Genomic DNA, 16434 nt, shown 5'->3' on the forward strand with positions numbered 1-16434 from the left:
ATATCATAGCGGTAATTGATAAGAAAAGGGAAACAATCCGAAAGTATATTTTAGAAAATCAAAAAGAGGTTAAAATAGCTCCATTGACAGCAACAGGTGGTTTGGATGTAGAAGGTTTTAAAAAGTTATTGGTCAAGGACAGAATGAATTATGTTATCCTTGAAACAGCCAATACCGGAATGATTAAATATACAATGAATACCATGTTGGGGGCTATGGCAGCTTATCAGGTGCAATTGGTTATTCTAGAACCTAATGAAACATTGGATACTGACGAAATAAAATTTGAAAACCTGACCAAACTGCATTTGATGTATCCTTCTGCAACCCGTGAAAATAATTCTCCTGAAGCTCAAATATTTATGCAGAGTTACAGAAAAAAGAACAAAGTAAATCCGAGTACATTTGCAATACGTGGATTTGATATTACTTTTGATACTCTAATGCGTTTGTCACAAGAAAAAACGTATCAGGAAACTGCCGAAACTATGATTACCGAACAGGTTGAAAACAAATTTGAGTATCATAAGAAAGAAGAAGGCGGTTATGTCAACAAAGGAGTTTACATTCTGTATTACGACTCCGATTTGACTATCAAAGAAGCGAAGTAAAAAACTGTTTTCAGTTATCAGTTTTGATAACCGAAAACTGATAACTGAAAGCCCACAACCCATAACTTAAAAACAATGACATCAAAAGTAACTTATTTGGGAGATTTAAGAACTTCCTCAATACACATTCAATCAGGGACTGAAGTTTTGTCGGATGCTCCGGTTGATAATAATGGAAAAGGAGAGGCTTTTTCTCCAACAGATGCTGTGGCTAATGCTTTGGCTACATGTATGATGACTATTATGGGAATTAAAGCAAGAGATTTGAATATTAATTTTGAAGGGTCAACTGCAGCAGTGACAAAAATTATGAATGCCGAGCCAAGAAAAATTGGGGCTGTCGAAATTGTTTTTGAAATGCAGGGCGTTACCGAACAAAAAGACAAAACGATTCTGGAAAGAGCTGCAATGACTTGTCCTGTTTTCCTTAGTTTGAATACCGATATCGATAAACGAATTACGTTTAATTGGAAATAAATATAAATTTACTTTTCCATAATGTCTTAAAAAAGAAGGTTGTCATCAACTAGACAGCCTTCTTTTTTAATTTTAAATATAAATTATTAAAACTTTGGAGCAAAACCAAAAACAACTCATAAAACTAGCTCATACCAAAATGCCCTTTGGTAAATACGAAGGCTGGTATCTTATAGATATTCCTGAGTACTACATTGTTTGGTACAGTAACAAAGGTTTTCCGAAAGGAGAGCTTGGTGATCAATTGAAATTAATTTATGAGTTGAAACTTAACGGACTCGAAGAATTAATTCGTAATATAAAAAAGAAGTATCCAAGACCTTAAAATTATTGGATAATTAGCGAATTAGAAAAAATTTTGACAGATAATTATAAAAATGTTGGTTTGAAATGGATTTAATTCATCGTTTCTGAATTATAGTTTATTTATTCTCTAAATTTTTAAAAGGATTCATTAAACTAATTTCATAATTGGCATATTTTCTAATTTTCTAATTCGCTAATTGTCTAATTAATTTGTACTTTTGCCAAGTTTTTTACACAACTACAATACAAACATAACATAATGAATCAAACGAAATATATTTTTGTTACAGGTGGTGTGACTTCTTCCTTAGGAAAAGGAATTATAGCAGCATCTTTAGCAAAATTGTTACAAGCAAGAGGGTATAGGACAACAATTCAAAAGTTTGATCCTTATTTAAATGTTGATCCAGGTACATTAAACCCGTATGAACATGGTGAATGTTATGTGACAGATGATGGTGCAGAAACTGATTTGGATTTAGGACATTACGAGCGTTTCCTGACGGTTCCAACATCTCAGGCTAATAATGTAACGACTGGAAGAATCTATCTTTCGGTAATTGAAAAAGAACGTAGAGGAGAATTTCTTGGTAAAACGGTTCAGGTTGTACCTCATATTACCAATGAAATCAAAGAAAGAATGCAGTTGTTAGGTAAATCTGGCGATTTTGATATTGTAATTACTGAAATTGGAGGGACTGTAGGTGATATTGAATCATTGCCATACATTGAATCTGTTCGTCAATTGGTTTGGGATTTAGGTGAAAATAATGCTATTGTTATTCATTTGACATTAATCCCATTTTTGGCTGCAGCTGGTGAATTAAAAACAAAACCAACTCAGCATTCTGTTAAAACTTTGATGGAAAGCGGAATCAAAGCTGATATCTTGGTTTGTAGAACAGAGCATGAGATTTCGGATGAAATCCGCAATAAATTAGCGTTGTTTTGTAATGTAAAAAGAGAAGCGGTTATTCAATCTATTGATGCTTCAACTATATATGAAGTTCCAAATTTAATGTTGGAAGAAGGACTTGATGTTGTTGCTTTGAAAAAATTAGATTTGCCTAAAAAAGCAGCTCCAGATTTGAAACAGTGGAATACTTTCTTACGTAGATTGAAATTTCCTAAACATACTGTAAATATTGGTTTGATTGGAAAATACGTAGAAATGCAGGATTGCTACAAATCAATTTTGGAAGCTTTTATTCATGCAGGTGCTGCCAATGAAACTAAAGTTAACGTCGTTTCTATACATTCTGAGTTTATTGATACTGAAAATATAACTGAAAAATTACATGGTTTAGATGCAATTCTTGTAGCTCCAGGATTCGGAGAAAGAGGGATTGAAGGTAAAATCGAAACCATTCGATATGCTCGTGAAAACAAAGTGCCATTTTTTGGAATTTGTTTGGGAATGCAAATGGCTATTATCGAATATTCGAGAAATATTTTAGGTTTAGCTGATGCGAATTCTACAGAGATGAATGATAAAACCAAAAATCCTGTAGTGAATTTGATGGAAGATCAAAAAAATGTTACGGATAAAGGTGGAACAATGCGTCTTGGGGCTTGGAAGTGCGATATTAAAGAAGATTCGTTAGCACATAAAATTTACGGCAAAACTACCATATCGGAGCGTCACCGTCACCGTTACGAATATAATAATCAGTATGTTGATCATTTGCAAAAAGCTGGATTGATTTCTTCTGGAGTAAATCCTGATACAGGTCTTGTAGAAATTGTCGAAATCGAAGATCATCCTTTCTTTATTGGTGTGCAATATCATCCGGAATATAAGAGTACGGTAGCAAATCCACACCCAATTTTTGTAAGTTTTGTTGCAGCTGCGGTAAAAGGAAAAAAGAAATAACATAATTTTCTTGAAAGAAATCATCAATAATGTAACATGGAATAGTTATTGATGACTAATGAAATCAGCTTCTAATTCATTAAAATTAGGACATAGATAACAATAATAAATAAAATGGAAGAAAAAAAATTAGACCTTAACTCGATTATAGGGATGTTACTAATTGTTGGTATATTCTTTTGGATGATGTACCAAAACAAACCTTCAGAGGCGCAAATTGCTGCAGAAAAGGCTAAAAAAGAATTAGTTGCAAAACAAGCTCAAGCAAATGCAGCAGCCGCAAAACAAATTGCTGCTCCTACAGCTGCTATTGTACCAGGAGATTCTACACAATTGGCTCAATTGCAAAAAACATTAGGAGGTTTTGCTTATTCAGCGACTTTACCTTCTGCTAAAAATGATGTTACTACAATCGAAAATGAGTTTGTGTTATTAAAAATTGCAAACAAAGGCGGTTACATCGTAGAGGCAACTTTAAAAAACTATGAGAAATTTGAGAAAAATTCAAAGCAATTGGTTTCTTTGATTAAAGACAATAATGCCGATTTGAATATTCAGTTGCAAACTAACGATAACAGAGTTTTGAATACAAAAGACTTGTATTTTGAACCTACATTGTCTAAAGTTGGAGCTGATCAAATTCTTTCGATGAAATTGAAAGCTGGTGCTAATGAATTTTTAGAATATAAATACATTTTGAAACCAAACGATTATATGGTTGGTTTTGATGTTCGTTCTCAAGGTTTGAATAAAGTTTTGAATACGGCAAAGCCAATGGATTTGCAATGGAATTTAAAAACGTATAGAACTGAAAAAAGCATTTCTTACGAGAATCGCTACACTCTTTTGAACTATGAATATGGTGACGAAAAGTTTAGTAATGTTAATGATGGTACAAATAAAGAGGAATCTCTTGAAAAAGTAAAATTTGTTGCTTTCAAGCAACACTTCTTTACTTCAGCTTTATTGACTGATACTCCTTTTGCAAAAGCGGATTTAAAATCTAATAAATTAGTTATAGACGAAAAGAAAGATACCATTTTTATAAAACAATTTAATGCAAATATGCCTTTGGCTTTAACTAATGGTGAGTTGGATTATAAAATGAATTGGTATTTTGGACCAGCTGATTATTCAACTTTAAAAAGTTATGATAAGAATTTAGAAAAAATAATTCCATTAGGTTGGGGTATTTTTGGTTGGATTAACAAATGGATTTTTATTCCATTATTTGGATTTTTAAGTGGGAATATATCATATGGAATTGCTATTATAATTTTTACCATTATTATAAAACTGGCAATGTCACCTATTACTTACAAGTCGTTCTTGTCCCAAGCAAAAATGAAAGTTTTGAGACCGGATATTACAGAAATTGGTGAAAAATTCAAAAAAGATCCAATGAAGAAACAGCAGGAGACAATGAAATTGTATTCTAAAGCAGGTGTTAATCCAATGGCGGGTTGTATTCCGGCTTTGATTCAGTTGCCATTTATGTATGCTTCGTTTCAATTCTTCCCATCAGCTTTTGAATTGAGACAAAAAAGTTTTCTTTGGGCAGATGATTTGTCATCATTTGACTCAGTTTTTAAATTGCCTTTCAATATTCCATTGTATGGTGATCACATTAGTTTGTTTCCAATTTTGGCAGCTATTGCAATTTTCTTTTATATGAAAATGACATCAGGTGATCAACAAATGGCAGCTCCTCAGCAAGAAGGAATGCCGGATATGGCTAAAATGATGAAGTATATGATTTATATTTCACCAATTATGATGTTGATTTTCTTTAATAGTTATGGTGCTGGATTGAGTTTGTATAACTTTATTTCGAATTTAATTACTATTGGAATTATGTTTGTTATTAAAAACTACATTGTTGATTCTGAGAAAATTCACGCTCAAATTCAAGAGAATAAATTGAAAGAGCCTAAAAAACCAGGTAAATTCCAACAGCGTTTGCAAGAAGCTATGGAACAAGCCGAGGCTAAAAAAGCAAATGATAAAAAGAAATAATATTGCAGTAATATATTAACAAAAAGCTCCTTTTTTCAAGGAGCTTTTTTTATTCTATATCAAATAACAAGACTGGGGAATGTTTTTCCTTGAAATTCGTGCAATTTGTGTTTGTAATTTTGAAAGGTCAAGTTTTATTTATCTTTAAAATATTGAAAGTGGATTTAGAAAACATTTGGTTTTAGGTTGTACTTTTGTTTCGAATAATTTAATTGGAATTATATGATTGCTATTTTTAGAATTTTGATGCTTTTTTTGTGTTGTCAAGCTGTTTTTTCTCAAGCAGAAAACAATCCTGTTGACGAAAAAGGAAAGAAACATGGAGTCTGGAAAGGGTTTTATGAAGAATCAGGAAGACCTAGGTATGAAGGAACTTTTGAGCATGGAAAAGAAGTTGGTGTTTTCAATTTCTTTGATGATACTAAAGCAAAATCTATCATTGCAACAAGAACTTTTAATCCAAAGGAGAATTCTTGTTATACGATATTCTATGATCAAAACAAAAATATTGTAAGCGAAGGGAAAGAGGTTAATAAATTGCGTGAAGGACCATGGAAATACTATCACAAATCTTCTAAAACACTTATGACTTTGGAAAACTATAAGAATGGTAAGTTAGATGGAAAAAGAATTGTGTATTATCCAAATGGAAAAATTGTAGATGAAGTTGTTTATAAAAATGGTTTAAAAGAAGGTTCATATAAAAAATATTCCGAAACAGGAATTGTCATGGAAAGTAGCTTTTTTAAAAATGGAGAATATGATGGTGAAGCAATTTATAAAGATCCGAATGACCAAGTCGTAGCCAAAGGAATGTTCAAAAACGGCAAGAAAATTGGAAAGTGGCAGTTTTTTATCAATGGAAAATTGGAAAGTGAAGAAAATATGGATAAGCCCAAAAAACCGATGCTTAAAAAAGATAAGGTGAAGACAGATTAACTTGTCTTTAGAAACACCCTTATGAGTCATTTGCTTTAATTATTACAGTATTATTTTCATCGATTTTATATATAGCTGTAACTAGTATTATTATTTGTATTTTTGCAAATGATTAAAATTTCAATCAAATTTTTAAATGAAAATGCATTATAGTCAATTGGTTTTGATTTATAATGCGATTGTGTGAATTGTTCTCATTTGTGAGATGATAATAGTTAGTATATGAAACGTGTAGTTGTAGGTCTTTCAGGAGGTGTGGATTCTAGTGTTGCTGCTTATTTATTGCAGAAACAAGGATATGAGGTAATAGGTCTTTTTATGAAAAATTGGCACGATGATTCAGTGACCATTTCAAATGAATGTCCTTGGTTGGAAGATAGTAATGATGCTTTATTGGTTGCCGAAAAATTAGGAATCCCTTTCCAAACGGTTGATTTAAGTGAACAATACAAAGAAAAAATCGTTGATTATATGTTCAACGAATATGAAAAAGGGAGAACTCCAAATCCTGATGTGCTTTGTAATCGCGAAATAAAATTTGACGTTTTTATGAAAATCGCTTTAAGTCTTGGTGCCGATTACGTAGCAACAGGACATTATTGCCGAAAAGGAGAAATAGATGTCAATGGAGAAAAAGTATACCAACTCCTAGCGGGTGTTGATAATAACAAAGACCAGTCCTATTTTTTATGTCAGTTGTCTCAAGAACAATTGGCAAAAGCTTTATTTCCTATTGGTGAGCTAACTAAACCTGAAGTGCGGGAAATTGCTGCCGAAATGGAATTAGTCACTGCCGAAAAGAAAGATTCCCAAGGTTTATGTTTCATCGGAAAAGTACGTTTGCCCGAATTTTTGCAACAAAAATTACAGCCCAAAGAAGGAACAATTATCCAGATTGATAAAAATGATCCCGTATATGCTAATGAAGTTAAAAACGAATTATCAGTTGAAGACCAATTAAGTTTTGCTTCAAGAAAATTGCCTTATACTCCAAATATGGGGAAAGTGATGGGCAAACATCAAGGTGCTCATTATTTTACAGTCGGCCAAAGAAAAGGTTTAAATGTTGGAGGCACAACAGATCCATTATTCGTAATTGCAACTGATGTTGAAACCAATACCATTTACACCGGTTTGTCAAGTATGCATCCTGGATTATTCAAAAAGGCTTTGTTTATTGATAAATCAGAAGTGCATTGGATTCGCGAGGATTTGGCTTTAGGCGAAGGTGAAACAATGGATGTTATGGCGCGTATTAGATATAGACAACCACTGCAAAAAGCAACTTTACATCAATTCGAAAGCGGAATGTATATTTCTTTTGATGAACCTCAATCAGCTATTACCGAAGGTCAATTCGCCGCTTGGTATTTGAATGATGAGTTAGTTGGATCTGGAGTGATTTCTTAGTTTGAATTATAAAATCATCAAATAATAAGTTTCTTTTTTATATGAACAAAATCACAAGCCTTTTCAATATTAAATATCCAATTATTCAAGCCGGAATGATTTGGAATAGTGGTTATAAACTAGCTAGCGCCGTTAGTAATGCTGGAGGATTAGGTTTGATTGGTGCCGGTTCTATGTATCCCGAAGTTTTAAGAGAACATATTCAAAAATGTAAAAAAGCAACTTCCAAACCTTTTGGAGTAAACGTACCAATGTTATACCCCAATATTGAAGAAATAATGAAAATTATTATTGATGAAGGAGTAAAAATTGTTTTTACATCAGCAGGAAATCCAAAAACGTGGACATCTTTTTTGAAAGAAAATGGAATAACGGTTGTTCACGTAGTTAGCAGTTCTGTATTTGCTTTAAAAGCACAAGAAGCTGGAGTAGACGCAGTTGTGGCCGAAGGTTTTGAAGCCGGCGGGCACAATGGACGAGAAGAGACAACTACCTTTACTCTAATTCCGATGGTAAAAGATAAAATTTCGATTCCTCTTATCGCAGCAGGTGGGATCGCAACTGGTCGTGGAATGCTTGCTGCAATGACTCTTGGCGCAGATGGGGTACAAGTTGGTACTCGATTTGCCGCTTCGTTAGAATCTTCTTCACATGAAAATTTCAAAAAAAACATTGTTGAACTTCAAGAAGGAGGAACTCAATTAACTTTAAAGGAATTGGCACCTGTCCGTTTAATCAAAAATAAATTTTACCAAGATATCCAACAATTATACGAAAAATGTCCTAGTAAAGAAGATTTAGTAACATTATTAGGAAGAGCCAGAGCAAAACGAGGAATGTTTGAAGGAGATTTGATTGAAGGCGAATTGGAAATTGGTCAAATAGCAGGATTAATCAAAGATGTCTTGCCAGCAAAAACAATAATTGATACTATGATTGCTGAATTTGAACATGCAAAACAAGATGTAGTTTTATTTAATTTTTAAATTATTACATTTGCTTTTCTACAAATTTCTATATAATGATTAAGTTAAAAAATGCCCTTTTATTGCTGTTTCTGTTTGTTGGTTTGCATCAAAGTTTCAGTCAGGTTTATAAATTCAAAACTACTGGTTTAAGTGTTGCTGTTAAAGAAAAAAATGGCAAATATGGTGACTGGAGCGAATTAAAATTAGTTAATATTTTAGTTACCTTAGATACTAATAAAAACAGGATTGTAGTTTACTCCGAGGCAATTCAGTTGTTTGAAATTGTAGAATATCTTCACGAAGAAGAAAGTAAAACAGATCTTATTTACCCATTTGTCTGCAAGGATAATAATGGTGAAGATTGTACACTTTCGTTTATTACCAGAAAAAATCAAGATAATAGAAAACAATTATATATCAAATATGGTGATAGGGTATTGGTATATAATGTTGTTAATTTTGAATAATAAGTTTTTGACTTTTTCAAGTTGTGCGCAAACTTATTTATTGCATTACATTCCTTTATTCTCCTCCATAAATAATGACTTATTGTTTTAATAATAGTGTTGAGGTTTTATTTATTAGATAAAGTTTATTTTTGTTTACCATTTAAAATATATTATGAGAAAAATTATTTTGTTTTTAGTATGTGCTTTTGCAATTCAAAGTCAGGCACAACAGCGTCCTAAATTGGTTGTTGGTATAGTTGTAGATCAAATGAGAATGGAGTATTTATATCGGTTTTCTGATGATTTTTCAGCCAAGGGTTTCAAAAGACTGATGGATAATGGCTTTACTTACCACAATATGAATTATAATTATGTGCCTACGTTTACAGCTCCTGGTCACGCTTCTATCTATACAGGGACAACTCCTGCTGTGCATGGAATTATAGGGAATGATTGGTATGTTCGTTCGACCGGAAAAAATATGTATTGCACAGATGATGCCAGTGTAAAAACGCTGGTAGAAGGCACTGAAAAAGAAGGGATGATGTCTCCAAAAAACCTTTTGAGTACTACGATTACAGATGAGTTGAGAATGGCAACAAATTTTAAAGGGAAAGTGATAGGAGTGAGCATTAAGGATCGTGGAGCTATTTTGCCTGCGGGTCATTTTGCGAATTGGGCTTTTTGGAGTACGAAATCGGGAGCATTTACTTCAAGTAATTTTTATGGAGATAAAATCCCAGATTGGGTTACCCAATTTAATGCTGAAAAGAATTTCATGAAATATATTGATAAAGGATGGAGTTTGTTGAAGCCGATTGATACCTACAACGAAAGTTTACCAGACAATAACCCATACGAAGGCAGTTTGGAGAAAGATGTACCTCCCGTATTTCCGTATGATTTGAAGAAAATTTATAACGAAAAAGGAATGGAAGTTTTAAAAACGACTCCGTTCGGGAATGATTTTTTGGCTGAATTGGCCATGAGAGCGATAGAAAAAGAAGAATTGGGGAAAGATAATATAACGGATTTCTTGACTTTTAGTTTTTCATCTACCGATTATGTAGGACATACTTTTGGCCCACGTTCTATTGAAATTCAAGATACTTATTTGCGTTTGGATCTTACGATTGCCACATTTTTGGATTATTTGGACGCAAATGTTGGAAAGGATAATTACTTGCTTTTCTTGACAGCAGATCACGCAGTTGCAGAAAATGCAATTTATTTGAAAGACCGTAAATTAAACGTAAATAGCATTGCTTCCAAAGAGATTTCTGCTTCTTTGAGTAAGTTTTCAACGGATACTTTTGGTGTTAATTTAGTGTTGAAGTATTCCAATTTTAATGTTTATTTGGATAGAGAAGCTATCAAACAAAAAGGTTTGGAATTAACGAAAGTGAAACAAAGTTTCAAAGACTTTTTGATGGAACAGGCTTATGTGAAAAGAGTGTATACACAAGAAGATATTTTTGCAGGTTCAGCTAGTGATTATTACTTAAATTTCATTTTTAAAGGATACGATCCTAAGCAAAGTGGAGATCTTGTAATTCTTGAGGGAACAGGATATTTGGAAACTTATGGAATGGATACTGGAAGTACTCATGGAACACCGAATAGTTATGATACGAATGTACCTTTACTTTTTTACGGATGGCACATTCCAAAGGGAGAATCGTATAAAAAAGAAGCGATAACAGAAATAGCTCCTACGGTCTCTAAATTGCTAAAAATTACTGTTCCAAATGGTACAGAAGGTCAAGTTTTAGATGAGTTGTTTGTGAAAAAATAATCCTATCGATTTCCAATTAAAGTTCACTTTTTTTGGAATGTTTATTTGTATAAAAAAATCCCGAAACATTTATTTATTTGTTTCGGGATTTTTTTAATTTTAAATTAAACTGCAGCAGTTTCCTTAGTTTCTACTGGCAATGGAATTTGATTCTGAAGTAAGTCTTCAAATTTTTCATGAGCTCTGATTAGATATCCTTTTCCATTCATCCATAAAACCTCTGCTGGTTTGTATCTTGAATTATAATTAGAAGACATAGAGAAGCAATAAGCTCCAGCATTTCTAAATGATAATATATCTCCCTCTTTAATCTCTGCAATTCTTCTGTTTGTTGCAAAAGTATCAGTTTCACAAATGTATCCTACTACTGAGTAAAAACGTTCTTTTCCTTTTGGATTAGAAATGTTTTCGATAAAATGTTGTGAACCATAAAACATTGGACGAATCAAGTGATTAAAACCACTATCAATTCCTGCAAAAACAGTTGAAGTTGTTTGTTTTACTACATTTACTTTTGCTAAAAAGAAACCAGCTTCGCTTACTAGGAATTTTCCCGGTTCAAAGATTAAAGTCAAATCTTTACCATATTCAGTACAGAAAGCATTAAATCTTTTAGATAATTTTTTGCCTAATTCATCAATATCTGTTGCGATATCATCTTTTTTGTAAGGAACTTTGAAACCACTACCAAAATCTAAAAACTCTAAGTTTTTGAAGTTTTTTGCAGCATCAAATAAAATTTCTGCCGCATATAAAAATACTTCAATATCTAAGATATCAGATCCAGTGTGCATGTGGATACCAACAATATTCATGTTAGTATTTTCAACAATTCTTACCAAATGAGGTAACTGATGAACAGAAATACCAAATTTACTATCAATATGTCCTACTGAAATATTTGCATTTCCACCCGCCATAACATGTGGGTTAATACGTATACATACTGGAACATGTGGGTGTTTTGCACCAAATTGTTCCAATATCGATAAGTTATCAATATTAACTTGTACTCCTAATGCGTGTACTTCTTCAATTTCTTCTAGAGAGACACCATTTGGTGTATAAAATATTTTTTCTGGTGCATAACCAGCGTGTAAACCCAAAAGAACTTCCTGAATGGAAACAGTATCTAATCCTGACCCCATATCTCTTAATAATTGAAGTATGGCAACATTTGATAATGCTTTCATTGCATAATTGATGCGTAAATTAGGAACTTTAGAAAAGGCCTTTGTTAATCGATTATACTGGGATTGTATTTTCTCTGCATCATACACATAAAGTGGACTTCCAAATTGTTCTGCTAACTGTAGTAAATCGTTTGCTTGCATCTTATTTATTATTTTTTGACAAATTTATTATTCTTTAGGATTACGACCAAATAATTTATGCATGTTTAACAAAATGTAACTATTTGTTACTATTAAAACAAATAGTCGGTATTTTTTGTTTTTCTTAACTTTGTTTGTTTTTTATCAGCTTTTGTTAAATATTTAACGAATATTATTTTTCTTAAAATTATAGTAGTAATTGATTAAAATTTTTTAATCAAATAATTAAATTTTAAGGAAATGAATTCTAATTTGGTTTTAAAAAAAACAATCCCTTGATAAAAATGATATCAAGGGATTTTTTAGATTTTTTGTTTCAAAAATTATAAAGCAGGTAAATCGCCATTTCCTTTTGTTGGTAAATTGCTATGACCCATCAAGTATAAATCAACTTCTCTTGCAGCTTCACGTCCTTCTGAGATCGCCCATACAATTAACGATTGACCTCTTCTCATATCTCCAGCAGTGAAAATATGTGGTACATTAGTTTGATAATTGGTAGCTTTATAATTAGTTCTAAAATCAATTTCTAAACCTAATTGCTCTGCCAAAGTTTTTTCTGGACCTGTAAAACCTAAAGCTAATAATGCTAAATCACAAGGCCAAATTTTCTCTGAACCTTCTTTTTCGATTAATTCAGGTCTTTGTCCTGGTGTCAATTTCCATTGAACTTCAACAGTTTTTAATCCAACCAGTTCTCCTTTTTCGTTAGCAAGGAATTCTTTAGTATTGATCAACCAATTTCTGTCACATCCTTCTTCGTGAGATGAAGATGTTTTCAGTTGTAAAGGCCAAAATGGCCATGGAGTAGTTTCGCTTCTTCCAATTGGTGGTTTAGGCATAATTTCAAAATTAGTAACTGATTTTGCTCCATGTCTATTTGATGTTCCAATACAATCTGATCCTGTATCACCACCACCAATAACAATTACATCTTTACCTGTTGCTAAAACTTGATCTTCAATTTTTTCTCCGTATAATACTTTGGTTTGTTGTGTCAGAAAATCCATTGCCTGAACAACTCCTTTGCTATCGGCACCTTTAGTTGGTAAACTTCTTCTTTCAGTAGCTCCACCACATAATACGATTGAATCAAAAGAATTTAATTCTTCTACACTATAGTTAACTCCAACGTTTACATTCGTTTTAAAAGTGATTCCTTCAGCTTCTAATATTTTTACTCGTCTGTCGATAATCCCTTTTTCTAATTTGAAATTTGGAATTCCATAACGTAATAAACCTCCAATTGCATTATCTCTTTCGAAAACAGTAACTGTATGACCAGCACGATTCAATTGTTGAGCAGCGGCTAATCCAGCTGGGCCTGATCCAATTACAGCAACAGTTTTTCCTGTTCTTACTTTTGGCGCTTGTGGTTTAATCCATCCTTCTGCAAAACCTCTTTCAACGATGTTTTTTTCAATATTTTCAATTGCAACTGGCTCTTTTATTATTCCTAGTACACATGATTTTTCACATGGAGCTGGGCACAGACGACCTGTGAATTCTGGGAAGTTATTTGTTGATTGTAAAATTTGCAAAGCATTTTCCCATTCTTCCTGATGCACCATGTCATTAAAATCAGGAATTAAATTTCCTAATGGACAGGCGCTATGACAAAATGGAATTCCGCAATCCATACATCTGGACCCTTGTTCTTTTTTCTTTTCTTCTGAAAGCGGAATTGTAAACTCATTATAATTTTTTACTCTTTCCACAACAGCTACGTTGCTTTCGTCGGCTCTATTATATTCTTTAAATCCTCCTATTTTACCCATGACTTATTGTGCTATTAATTCTTCAATTTGCTTTTCTTCTGCCAATCTTTGTAATGCTTTTTTGTAATCAGTTGGCATAACTTTTATGAAATTTTTGCTTTCGTTTTCCCAATCTACTAAAAGGCGTTTCGCCAATGGGCTGTTGGTATACATAGAATGATTTTTGATTAAGTGTCTTAATTTTGCTAAATCTTCATCTTCTAATGTTTCTAAGGCAACCATTTCCATATTGCACAATCCATTTTCAAATTTCTTTTTGGCATCATAAACATAAGCAACACCACCGCTCATACCAGCAGCAAAGTTTCTACCTGTTTTACCAAGAACAACTACAGTTCCTCCGGTCATGTATTCGCAACCGTGATCTCCAATTCCTTCAACAATCGCAGTTGCACCAGAATTTCGTACTGCAAAACGTTCTCCAGCGATACCATTAATATAAGCTTCACCAGTGATTGCACCATATAATGCTACGTTACCAATAATGATATTATCTTCTGGTTTGAAAGTAGCAGTAGGAGGTACTTTTACAATTAATTTTCCACCTGAAAGTCCTTTTCCTAAATAGTCATTACAATTTCCATGAATTTTGAAAGACAATCCTTTTGCAGCAAATGCTCCAAAACTTTGACCGGCAGAACCTGTAAAGTCAACCAAAATGGTATCGTCAGGTAATCCTTGAGCTCCATATATTTTTGAAATCTCGTTACTTAAAATAGCACCTACAGAACGGTCTGTATTTTTGATATCAAATGTAACTCTGGTTCTTTCTTTTCTATAAATAGATGGAATAGCTGCTTTTATAATATCAAAGTCAAGTACATTTTCTAATGCATGGTCTTGAGGTAATGTATTATGATTTGGAACCGTTTTCGCTTTCTCTGGTTTATAAAGAATAGTAGATAAATCTAATCCGTTTGCTTTATAATGTTTGATTGCTTTATCAACATTTAATTTTTGAGATTGTCCAACCATTTCTTTCAACGTTCTGAAACCAAGTTGAGCCATAATCTCTCTTAACTCTTCAGCGATAAAATACATGAAGTTGATAACGTGTTCAGGAGTTCCTTTGAAATTCTTTCTCAATTCAGGATCTTGTGTTGCGATACCAACTGGACAAGTATTCAGGTGACAAGCTCTCATCATAATACAACCAGAAGCTACTAGTGGCGCAGTTGCAAATCCAAATTCTTCAGCTCCAAGCAAAGCAGCAATAGCTACATCGCGGCCTGTTTTCAATTGTCCATCGCACTCTAAAACTACACGACTTCTTAAATCGTTTAAGATTAAAGTTTGTTGTGCTTCCGCTAGCCCAAGTTCCCATGGAATACCAGTGTGTTGTAATGAAGTCAATGGCGCAGCACCTGTTCCTCCATCATATCCTGAAATTAAGATAACGTCAGCTTTTGCTTTAGCAACACCTGCGGCAATTGTTCCAACTCCAACTTCAGCTACTAGTTTAACATTGACTCTAGCTTCTCTATTAGCATTTTTTAAATCAAATATTAATTGAGATAAATCTTCAATAGAATAAATATCGTGATGAGGAGGAGGAGAAATAAGACCTACATAAGGAGTAGAGTTTCTTGTTTCTGCAATCCAAGGCACAACTTTTTCACCAGGTAATTGTCCACCTTCACCAGGTTTTGCACCTTGAGCCATTTTTATCTGAATCTCTTGAGCATTTGTCAAATAATTGATAGATACTCCAAATCTTCCAGATGCAACTTGCTTGATGGCGCTGTTTTTAGAATCTCCATTCATTTCTTTTTGGAAACGTTTTGGGTTCTCTCCACCTTCACCGGAGTTAGATTTACCTCCAATTCTGTTCATTGCAATCGCTAGATTTTCGTGAGCTTCCTGGCTGATAGATCCATAAGACATTGCTCCGGTTTTGAATTTTTTTACAATTTCAGTCCATGGTTCTACTTCGTCAATAGAAATTGGATCTAAATTGTTGAATTCGAATAAACCTCTAATGGTCATTAAGTTTTCACTTTGCTCATTAACCATTTTTGAGTATTCTTTATAGCTTTCTGGGCTATTTAATCGAACAGCTTGTTGTAATTTAGAAATGGTAGTTGGATTAAACATATGTTTTTCACCGTTTCTTCTCCATCTGTAAACACCTCCAATTTCTAAAGGTAATAAATTTGCAATTTTTGATTTTGGAAATGCGTTTTGATGTCTTTTCTTAACTTCTCTTTCAATTTCCATCAATCCAATACCTTCAATTCTAGAAGGAGTATATGGGAAATATTTAGCTGTAAAAGATTTATTTAGACCTAATATTTCAAAAATTTGAGCAGCTCTATAAGAATGTAAAGTAGAGATACCAATTTTGTTCATAATTTTCAAAAGTCCTTTTGCAATTGCTTTGTTGTAATTTTTAATTGCATACTCAGGTTTTACACCTGTAATAAATCCTTGTTTTACCTGATCATGAAGAATTTCATTAACCATGTAAGGGTTAATAGC

The 16434-nt window shown here is 32.9% G+C and carries 12 protein-coding genes and 1 pseudogene; 10 read left to right on the forward strand and 3 right to left on the reverse strand.

Annotation, left to right across the window (positions count from 1 at the left end):
- From VLC96_RS18315 to pafA, 10 genes and pseudogenes are all read left to right on the forward strand, one after another.
- Window positions 1-611 (forward strand): annotated as a pseudogene (locus VLC96_RS18315) (peptidoglycan-binding protein); the annotation flags it as partial.
- A gap of 75 nt (window positions 612-686) precedes the next feature.
- Window positions 687-1088 (forward strand): OsmC family protein, encoded by a 402-nt coding sequence (locus VLC96_RS18320; protein ID WP_325265249.1) that lies wholly within the window; start codon window positions 687-689, stop codon window positions 1086-1088.
- Between the two features lie 94 nt (window positions 1089-1182).
- Entirely contained in the window at window positions 1183-1413 is a 231-nt protein-coding gene (locus VLC96_RS18325; RefSeq protein WP_325265250.1) for a DUF3820 family protein, read from the forward strand.
- 240 nt (window positions 1414-1653) lie between these two features.
- Entirely contained in the window at window positions 1654-3267 is a 1614-nt protein-coding gene (gene pyrG / locus VLC96_RS18330; protein WP_325265251.1) for a CTP synthase, read from the forward strand.
- Window positions 3268-3381: 114 nt separating this feature from the next.
- Window positions 3382-5283 (forward strand): membrane protein insertase YidC, encoded by a 1902-nt coding sequence (gene yidC, locus VLC96_RS18335; RefSeq protein WP_325265253.1) that lies wholly within the window; start codon window positions 3382-3384, stop codon window positions 5281-5283.
- A gap of 222 nt (window positions 5284-5505) precedes the next feature.
- Window positions 5506-6222: a toxin-antitoxin system YwqK family antitoxin gene (locus VLC96_RS18340; RefSeq protein WP_325265254.1), complete on the forward strand. Its 717-nt coding sequence runs from the start codon at window positions 5506-5508 to the stop codon at window positions 6220-6222.
- 222 nt (window positions 6223-6444) lie between these two features.
- Window positions 6445-7632, forward strand: coding sequence for a tRNA 2-thiouridine(34) synthase MnmA (mnmA, locus tag VLC96_RS18345; RefSeq protein ID WP_325265256.1), 1188 nt, complete (start codon window positions 6445-6447; stop codon window positions 7630-7632).
- A gap of 41 nt (window positions 7633-7673) precedes the next feature.
- Window positions 7674-8618 carry an NAD(P)H-dependent flavin oxidoreductase gene (locus VLC96_RS18350; RefSeq protein ID WP_325265257.1) on the forward strand — a complete coding sequence of 315 codons (945 nt, stop codon included), beginning with the start codon at window positions 7674-7676 and terminating at the stop codon, window positions 8616-8618.
- Window positions 8619-8653: 35 nt separating this feature from the next.
- Complete coding sequence (locus VLC96_RS18355) at window positions 8654-9067, forward strand: hypothetical protein (protein ID WP_325265258.1); 414 nt, start codon at window positions 8654-8656, stop codon at window positions 9065-9067.
- Window positions 9068-9221: 154 nt separating this feature from the next.
- Window positions 9222-10844 carry an alkaline phosphatase PafA gene (gene pafA / locus VLC96_RS18360; protein ID WP_325265260.1) on the forward strand — a complete coding sequence of 541 codons (1623 nt, stop codon included), beginning with the start codon at window positions 9222-9224 and terminating at the stop codon, window positions 10842-10844.
- Between the two features lie 104 nt (window positions 10845-10948).
- Here the strand turns inward: pafA and lysA are convergent, their stop codons facing one another.
- The 3 genes from lysA to VLC96_RS18375 all read right to left on the reverse strand — a co-directional run.
- A complete protein-coding gene (lysA, locus tag VLC96_RS18365; RefSeq protein WP_325265261.1) occupies window positions 10949-12178 on the reverse strand; it encodes a diaminopimelate decarboxylase in 1230 nt (409 codons plus the stop codon).
- A gap of 323 nt (window positions 12179-12501) precedes the next feature.
- Entirely contained in the window at window positions 12502-13956 is a 1455-nt protein-coding gene (locus VLC96_RS18370) for a glutamate synthase subunit beta (RefSeq protein ID WP_325265263.1), read from the reverse strand.
- A 3-nt stretch (window positions 13957-13959) separates the two neighbouring features.
- Window positions 13960-16434: glutamate synthase-related protein (locus tag VLC96_RS18375; RefSeq protein ID WP_325265265.1), on the reverse strand; the 2475-nt coding region annotated here is incomplete at its 5' end.

This window comes from Flavobacterium sp. (genome assembly GCF_035456085.1).
In the GTDB taxonomy this organism is placed as follows: domain Bacteria; phylum Bacteroidota; class Bacteroidia; order Flavobacteriales; family Flavobacteriaceae; genus Flavobacterium.

Coding starts and splice junctions, on each gene's coding strand:
- pafA (WP_325265260.1), top strand. CDS start 9,222: ATGAGAAAAATTATTTTGTTTTTAGTATGTGCTTTTGCAATTCAAAGT.
- VLC96_RS18340 (WP_325265254.1), top strand. CDS start 5,506: ATGATTGCTATTTTTAGAATTTTGATGCTTTTTTTGTGTTGTCAAGCT.
- VLC96_RS18370 (WP_325265263.1), bottom strand. CDS start 13,956: ATGGGTAAAATAGGAGGATTTAAAGAATATAATAGAGCCGACGAAAGC.
- yidC (WP_325265253.1), top strand. CDS start 3,382: ATGGAAGAAAAAAAATTAGACCTTAACTCGATTATAGGGATGTTACTA.
- pyrG (WP_325265251.1), top strand. CDS start 1,654: ATGAATCAAACGAAATATATTTTTGTTACAGGTGGTGTGACTTCTTCC.
- VLC96_RS18355 (WP_325265258.1), top strand. CDS start 8,654: ATGATTAAGTTAAAAAATGCCCTTTTATTGCTGTTTCTGTTTGTTGGT.
- VLC96_RS18320 (WP_325265249.1), top strand. CDS start 687: ATGACATCAAAAGTAACTTATTTGGGAGATTTAAGAACTTCCTCAATA.
- VLC96_RS18350 (WP_325265257.1), top strand. CDS start 7,674: ATGAACAAAATCACAAGCCTTTTCAATATTAAATATCCAATTATTCAA.
- lysA (WP_325265261.1), bottom strand. CDS start 12,178: ATGCAAGCAAACGATTTACTACAGTTAGCAGAACAATTTGGAAGTCCA.
- mnmA (WP_325265256.1), top strand. CDS start 6,445: ATGAAACGTGTAGTTGTAGGTCTTTCAGGAGGTGTGGATTCTAGTGTT.